The sequence below is a fragment of the Kitasatospora sp. NPDC089797 genome (genome assembly GCF_040684795.1).
Classification (GTDB): domain Bacteria; phylum Actinomycetota; class Actinomycetes; order Streptomycetales; family Streptomycetaceae; genus Kitasatospora.
The window spans coordinates 20040-37058 of record NZ_JBFBGS010000021.1; the positions used below are offsets into that span (position 1 = coordinate 20040).

Consider the following 17019-nt stretch of genomic DNA (forward strand, 5'->3'; position numbering starts at 1 on the left):
CAGGACGCCGCACAGGGCGCCGCTCCCGTACTACCGGGGCGGCGCCCTGCGCCGTCCCGTGCGCCGTGGTCCTCATCGGGCCTCCACGGCGGTGCACCGCCACTGGCCGGCCGGGCCGCGCTGCTCCAGCCGGAAGGCCACCATGTGGTGCCGGCGGCCGAGGTCGACCCGGACGCAGGCCTCGACCGCGTCGGGCGAGGGCGAGCGGTCGTGCACCGGGCCGAGCCGGGGGCGGTCGGCGGGGCCGCCGCGGCGCAGCGCACCGGCCCGGACCAGGGCGGCGAGCTGCCCGTAGCCGTCCAGGCTGGTGTGCCGCATCAGCTGGCCCGCGGGGCGGGCGCCGGTGAGCACCTCGACCAACTGGTGGGCGAACCGGGCGGCGAGCGCCCGGGCGTCGTGCGGGACGGGCCCGGCGGTGGCGGCGCCGGCGGGCCCGGCGGCGCAGGCGGCGCGCGGGTGGCGCGGTCGGCGCCCGGCCGGGGCGCAGCTCCCGGAGGCGTGCACCCGGCGGTGCGGACGGGCGGTGGGCTGGGTGGTGCGGCGGACGGTCACGGTGCCTCCCGGCAGGGGTGGTGCGGGTACGGACGGGTCCAGGCTGGTGGTGGTGATCATCGAGGGGCAACGCCTTTCCGGGCGGCCCGGAGCCCGGCCGGAAGTTCACCTATCCGGGTGAGTGGACCAGTGCGGCTGCGGGCCCGGAGCCCGTTCCGCGTGCGCCCGGTTGACGTGCGGGGACGGTCCGTACGGCCCGGAAAGGGGACGCCCCGGTACGGCGGACGGGGTGGGCCCGCCCCGGGCTCGCGTTGCGCCGTCCGGGCGTCCGCGCGCACCATCGGAGCCTGACCCCGAACCGGACGATGACGGGCGGCCGGGATGAGCACAGTCGGGACGACCACACGGGCGGCGGCACCGGGCCCGACCGCCGGGGGCGCACTCCGGCGCGGCCTGGTGCTGGGCGGCGGCGGGATGCTCGGCGCTGCCTGGACGGTCGGCGCGCTGTGCGCCGTCGAGGAGGCCACCGGGCAGCGGCCGGGCGGGGCGGACGTCCTGCTCGGCACCTCCGCGGGCGCGATCCTGGCCGCGCTGCTGGTCGGCGGCGTGGGCCCCGAGCAGCTGCGCGACCACCAGCGCGGGCTGCCGGTCACCGAGGGCCCGCTGGCCGGGGTGGCGTTCGACTACGACACGGTGCTGGGCGGCGCGCTGCCGCCCCGGCCGCGGGCCGGGATCGGCTCGCCCGACCTGCTGCGGGACGCCGTCCGGCACCCGCGCGAGTACCCGCTGCTGACCATGGTCTCGGCGGTGGCGCCGCACGGCCGGGGCTCGCTCGCCCCGATCGGTGACCTGGTGCGCGGGCTGCTCGGCCCGGGCGCCTGGCCGGACCCGGACCCGGGCCCGGCGGCCCGGGCGGTCCCCGGCGCGGTGCCGCCGAGCGCGGCCGCCGCGTCGCTGCGGGTGGCCGCGGTGGACTACCGCAGCGGTCACCGGGTGGTCTTCGGCGACCCGGACGCGCCGGCCGTCCCGGTGGCCGGGGCCGTGATGGCCTCCTGCGCCATCCCCGGCTGGTTCGCCCCGGTGCGGCTGGACGGCTCGGCGTACGTGGACGGCGGCTGCTGGTCGGCGACCAACGCCGACCTGCTGCTCGGCCGGGGCCTGGACGAGGTGTACGTGCTCGCCCCGATGGCCGTGCGGCTGGGCCCGCGGCCCGAGCGCTCCGGCCGCGGCGGTCTGGCCGGGCTGCGCGAGTGGCGGGCCCGGGAGCGCCCGCACGGCGTGCTGGCCCAGCTGGTCGGCCGCTACCGCCGGGCGGTGACCCGGCAGCTGCTGCGCGAGGCCGCACTGCTGCGGGCCGACGGGGTCCGGGTGCGGCTGCTCGCGCCGACCCCGGCCGACCTGGCGCTGATGGGCCCGAACCCGATGGACCCGGCCCGCCGCGGCGCGGCGCTGGAGAGCGGCCTGCGGTCCGGCCGGGAGGCGCTGGGAGCCGGGCGCGGCCCGGGCCCGGGGTGATCACGGGCGGTCCGGCGGAGCTTATTCTTGGGGACGCTGGATGCTGTGCCGCTGGACGCTGTGCTGTCGGACCGACGGCCCGCTGGACGCTGTGCTGTCGGACGACGGCCCGCTGATCGAACCGGAGAGTGCCACCGATGCGCGTGTACGTGCCCACCACCCTGACCGGCCTGGCGGCGGCGCGCGAGGACGGCTCCCTGGAGCAGTCCGCGGCCTACGCCGTGACGCCCGCGCTGCGCGAGTGGTACGTCAGCGACGACCTGGAGGAGCTGGAGTACGCGGCCCTGAACCGGGCCGCGCAGTCCTCGCTGCGGCTGCTGGCGGCCGACCCGGACGCCCCGCGCCGACGCGTCGTGGTGGCGCTGGACGTGGCCGACACGGCCGTCCGGCCCTTCCCCGGTGACGAGTACCAGGACCAGGCCTCGCTGGGCCGGGTGGTGCTCTCCGGCCCGGTGAAACTGGCGAAGGCTGCCGCGGTGCACGCCGACGTGGCCGACGACGAGGTGGTCGAGGACGTCGCGGCCGCGGTCGCCGCGGTGGCCGCCGCCGACGCGGGCGACCAGGACGCCCAGTTCACGGTGGACGGCGCGGAGGACCACGACCTGCTCTGGTACGCGACCCAGGAGATCCCCGGCCTGCTCGCCTGAGCGCCGCCGGCCGGCCGGCGGCGTGAGGATCGTCCTACCGGCGTGTCGGCCGTTCGGGCTACCGTGTGATCCCGTGCGCACTCACATCGTTTGGGACTGGAACGGGACGCTCTTCCACGACATGGACGCCGTCCTGGGAGCCAGCAACGCCGCGTTCGCGACCATCGGCGTCGAGCCGATGACCCTCCAGCAGTACCGCGAGCAGTACGAGATCCCGATCCCCCGCTTCTACGAGCGGCTGCTCGGCCGGATGCCCTCGCAGGCGGAGTGGCTGGCGCTGGACGACGCCTTCCAGGACCGCTACCGCGAGCTCAGCCCGGCCTGCGGCCTGACCGCGGGCGTGCCCGAGCTGCTGGCCGGCTGGCAGGCGGCCGGGCACAGCCAGTCGCTGCTGTCGATGTACCTGCACGACCGGCTGGTGCCGCTGGTCGACTCCTTCGGGCTGACCGGCAGCTTCCTGCGGGTGGACGGCCGCAGCGGCCCGTCCGGCGGCCAGAAGGCGGAGCAGCTGACCCGGCACCTGGCCGAGCTCGGCGAGCGGGTCGACCCGGCCCGCACGGTGCTGATCGGCGACGCCGCGGACGACGCCCTGGCGGCGCTGCACGCGGGCGCCCACGCGGTGTTGTACACCGGCGGTTCGCACACCCGGGAGAAGCTGGAGCCGGTCGGCGTCCCGGTGGTGGACAGCCTGGCCGAGGCGGTCGAGCTGGCGGGCCGGCTGACCGGCTGAGCCCTCCGGCCCGGCGGCGGACGTGGCGGGCGCCACGTCCGCCGTTGGCGTGTCTGGACGGGCGGATCGGTCCGGTGCTGGTCAGGCTGGAGTCGAACCCCGGCCCGAACCCCGGTCCTGAGCCCGCTCCGGGGCCCCGGCCCGACGCCCGGTTCGGGGCTCCGGGCGGGAGCCCGGGAACGAGCCCCCCCGCCGACCCCCAGCCGCCAGCCCCCAGCCAGCAGGACGGAGCCGCCATGCCCATCGACGCAGTCACCGAGGTGCCGACCCCGGTCAACGAACCGGTGCGGTCGTACGCGCCGGGCAGCCCGGAGCGGGACCGGCTGGTCCGGCGGCTGGACGAACTGGCGGCCGAGCAGATCCCGCTGCCGATGACCATCGGCGGCGAGCAGCGGTTCGGCGGCGGCGAGCGGATCGAGGTCGTCCAGCCGCACCACCACGCGGCCAAGCTGGGGGTGCTCGGCAACGCGACCCGGGAGGACGCCCGGGCGGCCGTGGACGCGGCGCTGGCGGCCGGGCGGCAGTGGCGCTCGCTCTCCTTCGACGACCGGGCGGCGGTCTTCCTGCGCGCCGCCGACCTGCTGGCCGGGCCGTGGCGGGAGACGCTCAACGCGGCGACGATGCTCGGCCAGTCCAAGACCGCGCAGCAGGCCGAGATCGACTCCGCCTGCGAGCTGATCGACTTCTGGCGGTTCAACGTCGGGTTCGCCCGGCAGCTCCTGGCGGAGCAGCCGATCTCCTCGCCGGGGGTGTGGAACCGGGTCGACCACCGCCCGCTGGAAGGTTTCGTCTACGCGGTCACCCCGTTCAACTTCACCGCGATCGCGGGGAACCTGCCCACCGCCCCCGCGCTGATGGGCAACACCGTGGTCTGGAAGCCCGCGCCGACCCAGACCCTGGCCGCGTACCACCTGATGCGGCTGCTGGAGGCGGCCGGCCTGCCGCCCGGGGTGATCAACCTGGTCACCGGCGACGGCCTCCAGGTCTCCCCGGTGGCGCTGGCCGACCCGGCGTTCGCCGGGCTGCACTTCACCGGCTCCACCGCCACCTTCCAGTCGCTCTGGCAGACGATCGGCGCCAACATCGGCGGCTACCGCACGTACCCGCGGATCGTCGGGGAGACCGGCGGCAAGGACTTCCTGCTGGCCCACCGCTCGGCCGACCCGGAGATCCTGCGGACCGCGATGATCCGCGGCGCCTTCGAGTACCAGGGCCAGAAGTGCTCGGCGCTCTCCCGCGCCTACCTGCCGCGCAGCCTCTGGCTGCGGATCAAGGACGACTTCCTGGCCGAGGTGGACGCCCTGACGGTGGGGGACGTCACCGACCTGTCGAACTTCATGGGCGCCCTGATCGACAAGCGCGCCTTCGAGAAGAACCGCATCGCCATCGAGCGGGCCAAGGCCGACCCGACCGTCGAGCTGGTGGCCGGCGGGCAGTACGACGACGCGATCGGCTGGTTCGTCCGGCCGACCGTGCTGGTCTCCTCCGACCACCGGGGCGAGATCTTCCGCACCGAGTACTTCGGGCCGATCCTGGCGATCCACGTCTACGAGGACTCCCGCTGGGACGACGTGCTCGGCCGGGTCGACGGGGGCGCCCCGTACGGCCTGACCGGTGCGGTGATCGCCCAGGACCGCTACGCGATCGCCCAGGCCGTGGAGGAGCTGCGGTTCACCGCGGGGAACTTCTACATCAACGACAAGCCCACCGGCGCGGTGGTCGGCCAGCAGCCGTTCGGCGGCTCCCGGGCCTCCGGGACCAACGACAAGGCGGGCGCCGCGCAGAACCTGCTGCGCTGGACCTCGGCCCGGGCGATCAAGGAGACCTTCGTCCCGCCGACCCACCACGGTTACCCGCATATGGGCTGAAAGCGAACACCACGCTCCGGTTTGGACATGCTGTCCAGGACGGACCCGACATCCTGCGGGTTTGCGCCTCCCTGTCCCTGTGCACCTTCGATTGATCCGGTTAGGCTGGCTGGCGTCGTCGGGTGGCTTGCAGGACGAACGAGTCGTCCTACCCGCTGGGAGGGCGTTTCATGCGTGCCATGAGCCCCTTTCAGTCGGACGGTGCGGCAGGATTGCGAGCGACCCGTCGGTGTACACCCACACACCACCGAGTCACGCAACGGCGCGCGACAGGAGCCAAGAAGTCATGCAGACCAAGCTGGACGCAGCCAAGGCCGAACTGCTCAAGAAGGCAGCCGCAGCCGCTGAGAACAGCCAGGTGGGGGGAGCGGCGCCGGGGGAGGGTCTGAGCAACGGCGCTCTGACCGCGTACCTGCACCACTACTACCTCCACACCGCGCCCGAGGACCTGGTCGACCTCGACCCGGTCGACGTGTACGGCGCGGCCGCCTCCCACTACCGCCTGGGCCTCAAGCGCCCCCAGGGCACCGCCGAGGTGCGGGTCCAGACCCCCTCGGTCGAGGAGAACGGCTGGTCCTGCGGCCACACCGTGGTCGAGGTCGTCACCGACGACATGCCCTTCCTGGTCGACTCGGTCACCAACGAGCTCTCCCGCCAGGACCGCGCGATCCACCTCGTCGTCCACCCCCAGCTGGTCGTCCGCCGTGACATCACCGGCAAGCTGCTGGAGATCCTGGACGTCGACGCCTGCTCCCGCAGCCAGGCCGCCGGCACCGAGTGGCCCGCCGACGCGACCGTCGAGTCGTGGATGCACATCGAGATCGACCGCGAGACCGACCGCGACGACCTGCGCAGCATCGAGACCAACCTGCGCCGGGTGCTCGGCGACGTCCGCGAGGTCGTCGAGGACTGGGGCAAGATGCGCGACAGCGCGCTGCGCCTGGCCGACGAGCTGGCCGAGGAGCCCCCGGCCGGCCTGGCCGAGCAGGAGGTCGGCGAGGCCTGGGAGCTGATGCGCTGGCTCGCCGACGACCACTTCACCTTCCTCGGCTACCGCGAGTACGACCTGGTCGAGCACGAGGGCGAGGAGGTCCTCAAGGCCGTCGCCGGGACCGGACTCGGCATCCTGCGCTCCGACCCGCACAGCCACGACGACCGCCACCACTCGGTCTCCGAGGCCTTCGGCCGGCTCTCCGCGCCGGTCCGCGCCAAGGCCCACGAGAAGAAGCTGCTCGTCCTGACCAAGGCCAACAGCCGCTCCACCGTGCACCGCCCGGCCTACCTGGACTACGTCGGCGTCAAGAAGTTCAACGCGGCCGGCGAGCCCACCGGCGAGCGCCGCTTCCTCGGCCTGTTCTCCTCCGCCGCCTACACCGAGTCCGTCACCCGGATCCCGGTCGTGCGCCGCAAGGTCCAGGAGGTGCTGGAGGACTCCGGCTTCTCCAGCGAGAGCCACGACGGCCGCGACCTGCTGCAGATCATGGAGACCTTCCCGCGCGACGAGATCTTCCAGACCTCGGCCGGCGAACTGCTCTCCATCGCCACCAGCGTGCTCTACCTGCAGGAGCGCCGTAAGCTGCGCCTCTTCCTGCGCCAGGACGAGTACGGGCGCTACTTCTCGGCCTTCATCTACCTGCCGCGCGACCGCTACACCACGCGCATCCGGCTGCTGCTCACCGACATCCTCAAGGAGGAGCTGAACGGCGCCACCATCGACTACACGGTGTACGCCACCGAGTCGGTGCTGACCCGCCTGCACTTCGTGGTCCGGGTCGCCCCGGGCACCGAGCTGCCCCGGCTCACCGACTCCGACATCGAGCGGATCGAGAACCGGCTGGCCGAGGCCGCCCGGTTCTGGATGGACGGCTTCCACGACCAGCTGCACACCGAACTGGGCGAGGAGAAGGCCGCCGAGCTCGGCCACAAGTACGCCAACGCCTTCCCGGACGGCTACCGCGCCGACTTCCCGCCGCGCACCGCCGTCGCCGACATCAAGCAGATCGAGTCGCTGCACGGCGAGGGCGACTTCCGCCTGAACCTGTACCAGCCGGTCGGCGCGGGCGACGACGAGCGCCGCTTCAAGATCTACCGGGTCGGCGGCCCGATCTCGCTCACCGAGGTCCTGCCGGTGCTCCAGCGCCTGGGCGTCGAGGTGCTGGACGAGCACCCGTACGCGCTGCGCCGCTCCGACGGCACCACCGCGTGGGTGTACGACTTCGGTCTGAAGCTGCGCGAGGCCACCGAGCTCACCGAGGAGGCCCGCGAGCGCTTCCAGGAGACCTTCGCCGCGACCTGGACGGGCAAGGCCGAGAACGACGGCTTCAACGAGCTGGTCCTCACCGCCGGGCTGAACTGGCGCCAGGCGACGGTGCTGCGCGCGTACGCCAAGTACCTGCGCCAGGCGGGCTCCACGTTCTCCCAGGACTACATGGAGGACGCGCTCCGCAACAACACCCACACCACCCGCCTGCTGGTGAACCTCTTCGAGGCCCGGCTGAGCCCGAGCCACCAGCTGGGTGCCGCGGAGCTGACCGAGGGCATCCTGGAGGAGCTGGCCGGCGCGCTCGACGAGGTCGTCTCGCTGGACGAGGACCGCATCCTGCGCTCGTTCCTGAACCTCATCAAGGCCACCCTGCGGACCAACTTCTTCCAGCACGACGGCTCCGGCGCGTGGCACTCCTACGTGTCGATGAAGTTCGACCCGAAGGCCATCCCGGACCTGCCGGCCCCGCGCCCGGCGTTCGAGATCTGGGTCTACTCGCCCCAGGTCGAGGGCGTGCACCTGCGCTTCGGCAAGGTCGCCCGCGGCGGTCTGCGCTGGTCCGACCGGCGCGAGGACTTCCGCACCGAGATCCTCGGCCTGGTCAAGGCCCAGATGGTCAAGAACACCGTCATCGTCCCGGTCGGCGCCAAGGGCGGCTTCGTCGCCAAGCAGCTGCCGGACCCGTCGGTGGACCGGGACGCCTGGCTGGCCGAGGGCATCTCGTCCTACAAGACCTTCATCTCGGCGCTGCTGGACATCACCGACAACCTGGTGGCCGGCGAGGTCGTCCACCCGGCCGACGTGGTCCGCCACGACGAGGACGACACCTACCTGGTCGTCGCCGCCGACAAGGGCACCGCGACCTTCTCCGACATCGCCAACGGCGTCGCGGAGTCGTACGGCTTCTGGCTGGGCGACGCCTTCGCCTCCGGCGGCTCGGCCGGCTACGACCACAAGGGCATGGGCATCACCGCCCGCGGCGCCTGGGAGTCGGTCAAGCGCAACTTCCGCGAGCTCGGCGTCGACACCCAGTCCGAGGACTTCACCGCCATCGGCATCGGCGACATGTCCGGCGACGTCTTCGGCAACGGCATGCTGCTCAGCGAGCACATCCGGCTGGTCGCGGCCTTCGACCACCGCCACATCTTCCTGGACCCGAACCCGGACGCGGCCGTCTCGTACGCCGAGCGCCGCCGCCTGTTCGAGCTGCCGCGCAGCTCCTGGGACGACTACGACAAGTCGCTGATCTCGACCGGCGGCGGGATCTTCCCGCGCAGCGCCAAGTCGATCCAGGTCAGTGCGCAGGTCCGGGCCGTCCTGGGCATCCAGGAGACCCGGCTGACCCCGGCCGAACTGATGAAGGCCATCCTCCAGGCGCCGGTCGACCTGTTCTGGAACGGCGGCATCGGCACCTACGTCAAGGCCTCCACCGAGACCAACGCCGCGGTCGGCGACAAGGCCAACGACGCCATCCGGGTCAACGGCGAGCAGGTCCGGGCCCGGGTCATCGGCGAGGGCGGCAACCTCGGCTGCACCCAGCTCGGCCGCATCGAGTACGCCGCCACCGGCGGCCCCGAGGGCACCGGCGGCTGGATCAACACCGACGCCATCGACAACTCGGCCGGTGTGGACACCTCGGACCACGAGGTCAACATCAAGATCCTGCTCAACCAGGTCGTCGCCGACGGCGACATGACGGTCAAGCAGCGCAACGTGCTGCTCGCCGAGATGACCGACGAGGTCGGCCACCTGGTGCTGCGCAACAACTACGCGCAGAACGCGGTGCTGGCCAACGCCGTCGCCCAGGCGCACAGCATGGTCAACGTCCACGCCCGGATGATCAACCGGTTCGAGGCGGCCGGCCAGCTCGACCGCGGGCTGGAGTTCCTGCCCGCCGAGCGCCAGATCCGCGAGCGCCAGCAGGGCGGCCGCGGCCTGTCGCAGCCGGAGATGTCCGTCCTGCTGGCCTACACCAAGATCATCCTGGCCGAGGAGCTGCTGGCCACCGACCTGCCGGACGACCCGTACTTCCGCACCGCGCTGCACGAGTACTTCCCGACCGCGCTGCGGGCGAAGTTCGCCGACGCGATCGACAGCCACGCGCTGCGCCGCGAGATCATCACCACGCTGATCGTCAACGACACGATCAACCGCGGTGGCTGCACCTTCGCCTTCCGCCTGAAGGAGGAGACCGGCGCGACCTACGAGGAGATCGCCCGGACGCACACCGCCGCGCGGGCCGTCTTCGGCCTGGAGGAGATCTGGGCCGAGATCGAGGGCCTGGACAACAAGGTCCCGGCCCGGATCCAGACCAAGATGCGGCTGCACTCGCGCCGCCTGGTCGAGCGCGCCACCCGGTGGATGCTCAACAACCGCCGCCAGCCGCTCGACATCGCCGGCACCATCGAGTTCTTCCACGACCGGGTCCACCAGGTCTGGGGCTCGCTGCCCAAGCCGCTCCGCGGCGAGGACCTGACCTGGTTCGAGGGCATCCAGGGCGAGCTCGCCGCGGCCGGCGTGCCGGACGAGCTGGCCACCCGGATCGCCGGACTGTCCTCGGTCTTCCCGACCCTGGACATCAGCGAGGTCGCGGACCGCTCCGGCAAGGACGTCGCCGACGTCGCCGAGCTGTACTACGACCTGGGCGACCGCCTGCAGATCTCGCACCTGCTCGACCGCATCATCGACCTGCCCCGCACCGACCGCTGGTCGTCGATGGCCCGGGCCGCGATCCGCGAGGACCTCTTCGCGGCGCACGCGGCACTGACCGCCGACATCCTGGCCTGCGGCCCCGAGGGCGCCACCCCCGAGGAGCGCTACAACGCCTGGGCGGACCTCAACTCCACCCTGCTGAACCGCGCCAAGGCCACCCTCGACGACATAAGGGGTTCGGACAACTACGAGCTGTCCAGCCTCTCGGTCGCGATGCGCGTCATCCGCACCCTGCTGCGCACCGGTTCGATGCGCTGACGGACGGCTGCACGGAAGGGCCCGCGTCTCCGGACGCGGGCCCTTCCGCCTTCCCGGCCCCGTGAACCGGTTGTCGATCGTGCCCGCACGTTCGGTACGGTGCTCCCGAACGATCTTTTGGGGGAGAGCACATGGGGAAGAACCGGGGACGGATCCGCGCGGTGGGCGTGGGCGTCTCGGTGGTGCTGCTGGTCGCCGGAGCGGCGGCCTGCGGCAACGACGACACGAAGGACACGGCCAAGGCCGGTTCCACGGCTTCCGCGGCTCCGGCCTCCGCGGCGCCGACGTCCAAGGCGCCGGAGGCCTTCGCGGCGGTCGGCTACCGCGGCCTCAAGCCGGGGATGGCGAAGGAGGCCGGGCTGGCCACCGGCGCGCTGGAGGCGGCGCCGGTCTCGCTGCTCGACGGCTGCACCGACTTCGTCTACCGGGGTGGTCCGGCGCCCGACAAGGCCCGGATGGACGCCGAGGCGGCCACCGAGGCCCGCTACAAGGACCTCAACGCCAAGGCGGACGCCGCCTCGGGCAAGGCGCCCGCGCCGGCCGGCACCCTGCCGCCGAACGCCTCCGCCAAGGACGCCGCCGCGGCCGCCGCCGGCTCGGCCGCCGGGGCCAAGGACTCGGCCGCCGGCGCGAAGCTGATGGCCGACGCCACCCAGTCCATCGTGGACATGTGGACGGCCCGCGAGGCCAGGGACAAGGCCTTCCTGGCCACCGGCCGGGCCTCCTTCGCCGCCACCGGCCTGCGCGAGCTGGTCGCCCCGGCCGACGCGAGGACGGCCGAGGGCATCGGCGCCGGCTCCACGCTGGACGCCCTCCAGCAGGCGTACGGCGCCAAGGGCCTCCAACTGGCCAAGAGCGGCAAGTACGAGCTGCCGGTCGAGGGTCAGCAGGGCTGGAAGTGGGAGTTCACCGTGGACGGCGGCAAGGTCACCGGGATGGCCGTGGCCGACCGCGACATCACGTGCGGCTGACCGGCTGACGGTCCGCTCGGCGCTGTGCCGTGACGAGTTGCCCGGGCCCGCGCAGGGCCGCGCGGGCCCGGCAGGCCGGGGAGCAGTGCGTGGGCCAACTCGGCTTCGCCACAGCCCCGTTCGAGCCGAGCGCAGGAAGTCGACCCCGCCGACTTCCTGCGCAGAACAAGGGAGAGCGCCCGGTTCTGGTCCAGGCGGCCCCGGCCGACTTCGGCCGGGGCCGCCATTTCCTTGTGGCTACTCGCCAGCCTGGCTCAGCGCGCGGCGGCGCGCTGGAGGGCGCTGGCGAGGAGGGCGAGGTCGGTGGGGCCGTTGCCGAGTTCGCGGACCGGGCGGCGGGCGGGCGGGGCGCCGAGCTGGAGCGGGTCTATCGCGACCACGGTGGGGCGCAGGGTGGCGGTGCGGGGGATCCGGCCGCTGATCCGGGCGGTCTGGAAGGCGGTGACGCCCCCGTCCGGCCGGCGCAGGTAGCCGCGGCCCGGGGTGTCCTCGGGGAGGGCGGCCGCGTCACCGAGGTGGATCAGCAGGTCGGAGTCGGCCGGGTCCTCGGTGCGCAGGGCGATCCGCAGCAGGGCGGCCTCGTCGACCTCGGTGCCGGTGCTCTCCTCCGGGCGGCCGGTGGCGACCGCGAGGTGGATGCCGAGCGGGCCGCCGCGCCGGGCGACGGCGGCGAGCGCGCGGGCCAGCGGGCGGCCGACCGGGGAGGTGGGGGAGAGCAGGGCGTCGTAGTCGTCGACCACGACGACCAGCCGGGCCGGGGCGGGCTCGGCCGGGGTGCCGGCCGGGCGGGAGCCCTCGGCGCTGCGCGCGGTCGGGATGATCCGCGTGCCCGGAGTCGGGCCGGCGCCGACGGTCGCGGGGACCGGTACGGCGTCGAGGCTGCGCCCGTCGAGGCGCTGTCCGTTCAGGCCGTGTCCGTCCAGGCTGTGCCCGTCCAAGATCCGGGCGGCGTGCCAGGAGGCGAAGTCCAACCCGTCGAACAGCCGCTCCCGCAGGGCGAGTTCGTCCTCCAGCGCCTCGGCGGCGAGGAGTGCGGCGCGCGGGTCGGCGGCGGCGTTCACCCGGCCGGTGACGTGCGGCAGCTCGGTGCAGCCGTCCAGGCCGTCCTGGCCGTCCCCGGTCGCCCGGCCCTCGATGATGGTGACGGCGAGGCGCTCGGGCCGCTCCGAGACGGCGAGCGAGGCGACCAGGGTGCGCAGCAGCTCGGTCTTGCCGGAGCCGCGGGCACCGCCGATCAGCAGGTGCGGGCCGCCCGGATCGGGGGAGGGCAGGGTGAGCTCGGGGTCGGCCAGGTCGAGGGTGCAGAGCTCGTCCCGGGTGGTGCCGAGCAGCGCGGTGGCGGCGCCGATGCCCCCGGCGTGGGCGGCCCAGCGGGCGGAGAGCTTGGCCGGGGTGACGGTGTCCAGCTGGAGCAGGTCGAGCAGCCGCAGCGCGTCCGGCAGCGGGCCGCGGGAGGCCGGGGCGGCCTCGCGCAGCGGGGCGAGGACCCGGGCGAGCCGCTCGGCCCAGGCGTCCGAGACGGCGTCCAGCGAGACCTCGTGCAGGGTCTCCCGGCCGCGGGCGACCGGGCGGTCCAGCGAGAGCTGGGTGCCGACCTCGCCGGTGATCAGGGCGGTGGCACCGAGGCCCCGCGGGAGCAGTTCGGGCTGTTCGGCGAGGCAGACCGGGAAGATGCCGACCGCCGGGCCCTGACGCAGCAGCAGGTCGAGCGCGTGCCGGGCGGCCTCGTCGGCCGGGCGGCCGTCCACCACGACGACGGTGGCGGGGTGGCCGCCGAGGCCGGTCGGGGCGCTCAGCCGGGCGGTGAGCTCGGTGAGCCGGGCGGTGGCCTGGTCGTCGTCGAAGCCGACCAGCAGCCGGCAGTCCTGGCCCTCGGCGGGGCGCAGGTGGGGGAGCCACAGTGCCCAGGCCCAGGTGTCGACCCGGTCCTCGGGACTGCGGGCCGGGTCGGCGTCGACCACCACCAGGCTCAGCCCGGTCGGCGGGTGGAGCGCGGCGAGCTGGGCGACGACGGCTCGGGTGAGCGCGTCGAGGCGCTCGCGCGGGCCGCTGAGGCCGAGGCTTCCGGCGGTCTGCAGGTCGAGGGTGACCGGGACGGCGGGCAGCATGGTGCCGGGGGTGGTGCCGGGGCCGCCGGGGCGGTCGGCGGTGCCCAGCCGCAGGGTGAGCGCGTCGGGGTGGCCGGGGCCGCGCTCCCACAGCCGGGGGCCGGGACCGACGGCGTTGAGCAGCACGGTGGCGAGGTCGGGCCAGCGTTCGCGCTGGGCGGCGGTCTGGCGCAGCCGGACGGCGGCGTGGTGGCGTTCGGCGCTCTCCTGGCCGGGTGGTTCGGCGGCGCGGCCGGGCAGCAGCGAGAACAGTCCGCGGCCGCGGCCCTGGGCGGGCTCGGGGGCGGCGGGCGGTTCGATCACCGGCGGCGCGGTCCGGACCGGGCCGGGGGCGGCGAGCTGGAGGTGGCCGTGGCCGTCGGGCAGGGCGGCGCGGGCGGGCTCGCCGAGCGGTTCGAGGACCTGGAGGGTGGACTCGCCGATCCGCAGCAGGGCGCCGTTCTCCAGCGGGACGGCGGCCTCGGCCGGCAGCGGCGGGACGAGCCGGCCGTCCAGCGTGGTGCCGTTGGTGGAGCCGAGGTCGCGGACCGCGACCCGGCCGTCCTCGCCGAGGTGCAGGGCGAGGTGCAGCCGGGAGACGTCCGGGTCGTCGAGCGGGACGTCGGCCTCGCCGGAGCGGCCGATCCGGATCTCCCGGCCGTGCAGCCGGTGCACGCCGCCGGCGTCCGGTCCGCCGACCACCCGCAGTTCGGCCGCGGCGGGGGTGTCGTCGGGGTCGTCGGCGGTCGGGTCGGGTTCGTTGAGGCTGAGGACGGCACCGTCGAGGAGCGGGGGGTGGCCGAGCAGGGTGTGCTCGTCCACCCGGTGCGCCCCGGCGTACAGGTGCACATGGGTGGCGGCCCGCGGTCCGCGCACGCCCACGGCACCGGCGAGCGCGCCCGCGATGGCGCCGAGCGCGGTGCCGACGGGTGCGGTGACCAGCACGTCCACGTAGGGGATGGCGGAGCCGGCGGCGGTCGGGCCGCTGCGCGGTCGGAGGACGGTCAGCCGGATCTGCATCTCGCCCGCGGGTCCCTTCTGCTGGTGTGATGCCTGGTACCGCTGCCCGGGGTCGTCGCGGACGCGCGGGGCGGTCGCGGCGACCCTTTGGGCCACACGAGTGGCGAGTGTCCATCCTGCCATCCGACGTGGACAGTCCGCGCACGGTACCGGATTTGACGATCTTGCGATCATCGCCATGGTGGAGGCGACGGAGGGTCAGGTCAACCGCCGCCCCGACGGCTCCGGCGGCCGGCCCCGCCCGCGGGCCCGGGACGGGTCCGGGCGGTCCCCTAGGGGATGTCCCCCAACCCTGCTCGGATGGCCCGCCGGTCACCTCAAAAACCCGTACGGACACCGTTAGAGTGGCCGCAAACACGGGCCCGGCAGGCTCACCGCACACCGGCGGGGGAGCGCCCCGCGCGGGCGGCACGGCGAGGAGTGCGACAGGTGCGGCCAGTCGGCAGCAAGTATCTGCTTGAGGAGACCCTGGGGCGGGGGGCCACCGGGACGGTCTGGCGCGGTCTGGTGCGCCAGGACGTCCAGGTGCCGGGCAGCGAGCCCGGGCAGCAGGTGGCGATCAAGGTGCTGCGCGAGGAACTGGCGGCCGACCCGGACGTCGTGATGCGCTTCCTGCGCGAGCGCTCGCTGCTGCTGCGGCTGAGCCACCCGAACATCGTCCGGGTCCGTGACCTGGTCGTCGAGGGCGAGCTGCTGGCGCTGGTGATGGACCTGGTGGAGGGCCCCGACCTGGCCCGCTACCTGCGCGCCAACGGTCCGTTCAGCCCGATCGCGGGCTCCCTGCTGATGGCCCAGGTCGCGGACGCGCTGGCGGCCAGCCACGCGGACGGGATCGTGCACCGCGACCTCAAGCCGGCCAACGTGCTGCTCGCCTCGACCGTGGTGCAGGGCACCGAGCAGATGCACCCGATGCTGACCGACTTCGGCATCGCCCGGCTGGCCGACTCCCCGGGCGTCACCCGCACCCACGAGTTCGTCGGCACCCCCGCGTACGTCGCGCCGGAGTCCGCCGAGGGCCGCCCGCAGACCTCCGCGGTGGACGTCTACGGCGCCGGGATCATGCTGTACGAGCTGGTCACCGGCCGCCAGCCGTTCCAGGGCGACAGCGCCATCGCGCTGCTCCACGCCCACCTGTCCCAGGAGCCGCAGCGTCCCAGCACCATGCCCGAGCCGCTCTGGACGGTGATCGAGCGCTGCCTGCGCAAGGACCCGGCGCACCGCCCGAGCGCCACCGCGCTGGCCCGGGCGCTGCGGGTGGTCGCGGCCGGCGTCGGGGTGCACGCCTCCCCGGCGGCGGTGGACGAGGCGCTGGCGGTCGGCGCCCTGCTGCTGCCGGACCCGCAGCCGACCGCCGTCCCCGGCACCGTTCCGGCCGTCCCCGGCGGACACGGCGGCCCGGGCGCCCCGGGCGGCGGCGAGGACCGCACCCAGGTGCTGCCGCCGCCCCCGGGCGCCCCGCAGTACGACCCGGCCGCGGCGACCCGGGTGATGGGCACCCAGCCGCCGCCCGCGCCGCCGTACGGCAGCCAGGACCGCACCCAGGTGATGCCGCCCGCCGCCGTCCCGCCGCCCCCGCCGGCCGGCCCGCCCGCGCCGCAGGAGGAGGTGCCGCATCCGTGGCAGACCCAGCTGCGGGCGGCCCGCGACCGCAACCAGCAGACCCAGGTCGGCTACTTCTGCCCGGAGGACTTCGAGGACCCGCAGGTCGCCCCGCCGCCCTACCAGGCCGGCCACGGGGGCCAGGGCGGTCCGGGCGGCCCCGGGCACCAGCCGCCGGCCGGCTACCGCCCGGACCAGCGCCGCCAGGGCCCGCAGCCCGGCTACGCCCAGCGCCCGCCGGTCGCCCCGCCGCCGTACCAGGTCAACCAGGGCGGTCAAGGCGGCCAAGGAGGCCAGGGCGGCCGCGGCAACCAGGCCGCGCAAGGCGGCCGGGTCAACCAGGGCGGTCAGCCCGGCGGCCGTCCGCAGCCGCAGGGCGGCTACCGGCAGGCCCCGGCCGGGTACGGCCAGCCCCAGGGCGGCTACCCGCCGCCGCCCCCGCCCACCCCGGTGCCGCGCCGGGCCGAGCCGCCCGCGCCGCAGCACCGGGAGCCCCGGCCGCCGCGGGAGGAGCCGCGCGAGCAGCCCCGCCGGGAGAGCGCCCCGCCGCGCGAGCGGCGCCAGCGCAGCCGCAACCGGATGTACATCCCGGGGTTGGGTTGCCTCAAGGGCTGTCTGATGGTGGTGCTGGTGCTGGTGGTGGCCGGGTTCGCGCTGTGGCACTTCACCGCGCTGCCGCAGTACTGGGACAACGTGGTGAGCTGGTTCGACACCGCGCGTGACTGGGTGACCAGCGTCTTCGGCAGTTCCGGCCAGTAGCGGGGGAGCGGGCCGCGGGCGGCGCCGGAGGCGGTGCGAGGGGCCGTCCGGCGGCTGACCCGGGGTCCGGGGCCCGGCCTGGAACCGGGATTGACGCT

9 protein-coding genes are annotated in these 17019 nt (G+C 74.6%); 7 read left to right on the forward strand and 2 right to left on the reverse strand.

The window, feature by feature from the left end:
- Positions 1–72: 72 nt before the first annotated feature.
- Positions 73–612, reverse strand: a complete 540-nt coding sequence (locus tag AB0O91_RS18485) for an Rv3235 family protein (protein WP_363433977.1) — start codon at positions 610–612, stop codon at positions 73–75.
- Between the two features lie 261 nt (positions 613–873).
- Here AB0O91_RS18485 and AB0O91_RS18490 point away from each other — a divergent pair, with 261 nt between their 5' ends.
- The 6 genes from AB0O91_RS18490 to AB0O91_RS18515 all read left to right on the forward strand — a co-directional run bounded on the left by AB0O91_RS18490 (position 874) and on the right by AB0O91_RS18515 (position 11456).
- Positions 874–2007 (forward strand): patatin-like phospholipase family protein, encoded by a 1134-nt coding sequence (locus AB0O91_RS18490; protein ID WP_363433979.1) that lies wholly within the window; start codon positions 874–876, stop codon positions 2005–2007.
- 137 nt (positions 2008–2144) lie between these two features.
- Positions 2145–2654 carry a hypothetical protein gene (locus tag AB0O91_RS18495; protein WP_363433982.1) on the forward strand — a complete coding sequence of 170 codons (510 nt, stop codon included), beginning with the start codon at positions 2145–2147 and terminating at the stop codon, positions 2652–2654.
- 73 nt (positions 2655–2727) lie between these two features.
- Complete coding sequence (locus tag AB0O91_RS18500) at positions 2728–3384, forward strand: HAD hydrolase-like protein (RefSeq protein ID WP_363433985.1); 657 nt, start codon at positions 2728–2730, stop codon at positions 3382–3384.
- A gap of 242 nt (positions 3385–3626) precedes the next feature.
- Entirely contained in the window at positions 3627–5252 is a 1626-nt protein-coding gene (pruA, locus tag AB0O91_RS18505; RefSeq protein ID WP_363434276.1) for an L-glutamate gamma-semialdehyde dehydrogenase, read from the forward strand.
- Between the two features lie 286 nt (positions 5253–5538).
- On the forward strand, positions 5539–10485 hold the full coding sequence (locus AB0O91_RS18510) for an NAD-glutamate dehydrogenase (protein WP_363433988.1): 4947 nt from the start codon (positions 5539–5541) through the stop codon (positions 10483–10485).
- A gap of 131 nt (positions 10486–10616) precedes the next feature.
- Positions 10617–11456 (forward strand): hypothetical protein, encoded by an 840-nt coding sequence (locus tag AB0O91_RS18515; RefSeq protein ID WP_363433991.1) that lies wholly within the window; start codon positions 10617–10619, stop codon positions 11454–11456.
- A gap of 254 nt (positions 11457–11710) precedes the next feature.
- Here AB0O91_RS18515 and AB0O91_RS18520 read toward each other — a convergent pair whose 3' ends face one another.
- Complete coding sequence (locus AB0O91_RS18520) at positions 11711–14563, reverse strand: FHA domain-containing protein (RefSeq protein WP_363433994.1); 2853 nt, start codon at positions 14561–14563, stop codon at positions 11711–11713.
- 429 nt (positions 14564–14992) lie between these two features.
- On the opposite strand from AB0O91_RS18520, the gene AB0O91_RS18525 reads away from it, so the two are divergent.
- Positions 14993–16921 carry a serine/threonine-protein kinase gene (locus tag AB0O91_RS18525; RefSeq protein WP_363433997.1) on the forward strand — a complete coding sequence of 643 codons (1929 nt, stop codon included), beginning with the start codon at positions 14993–14995 and terminating at the stop codon, positions 16919–16921.
- Positions 16922–17019: the final 98 nt, after the last annotated feature.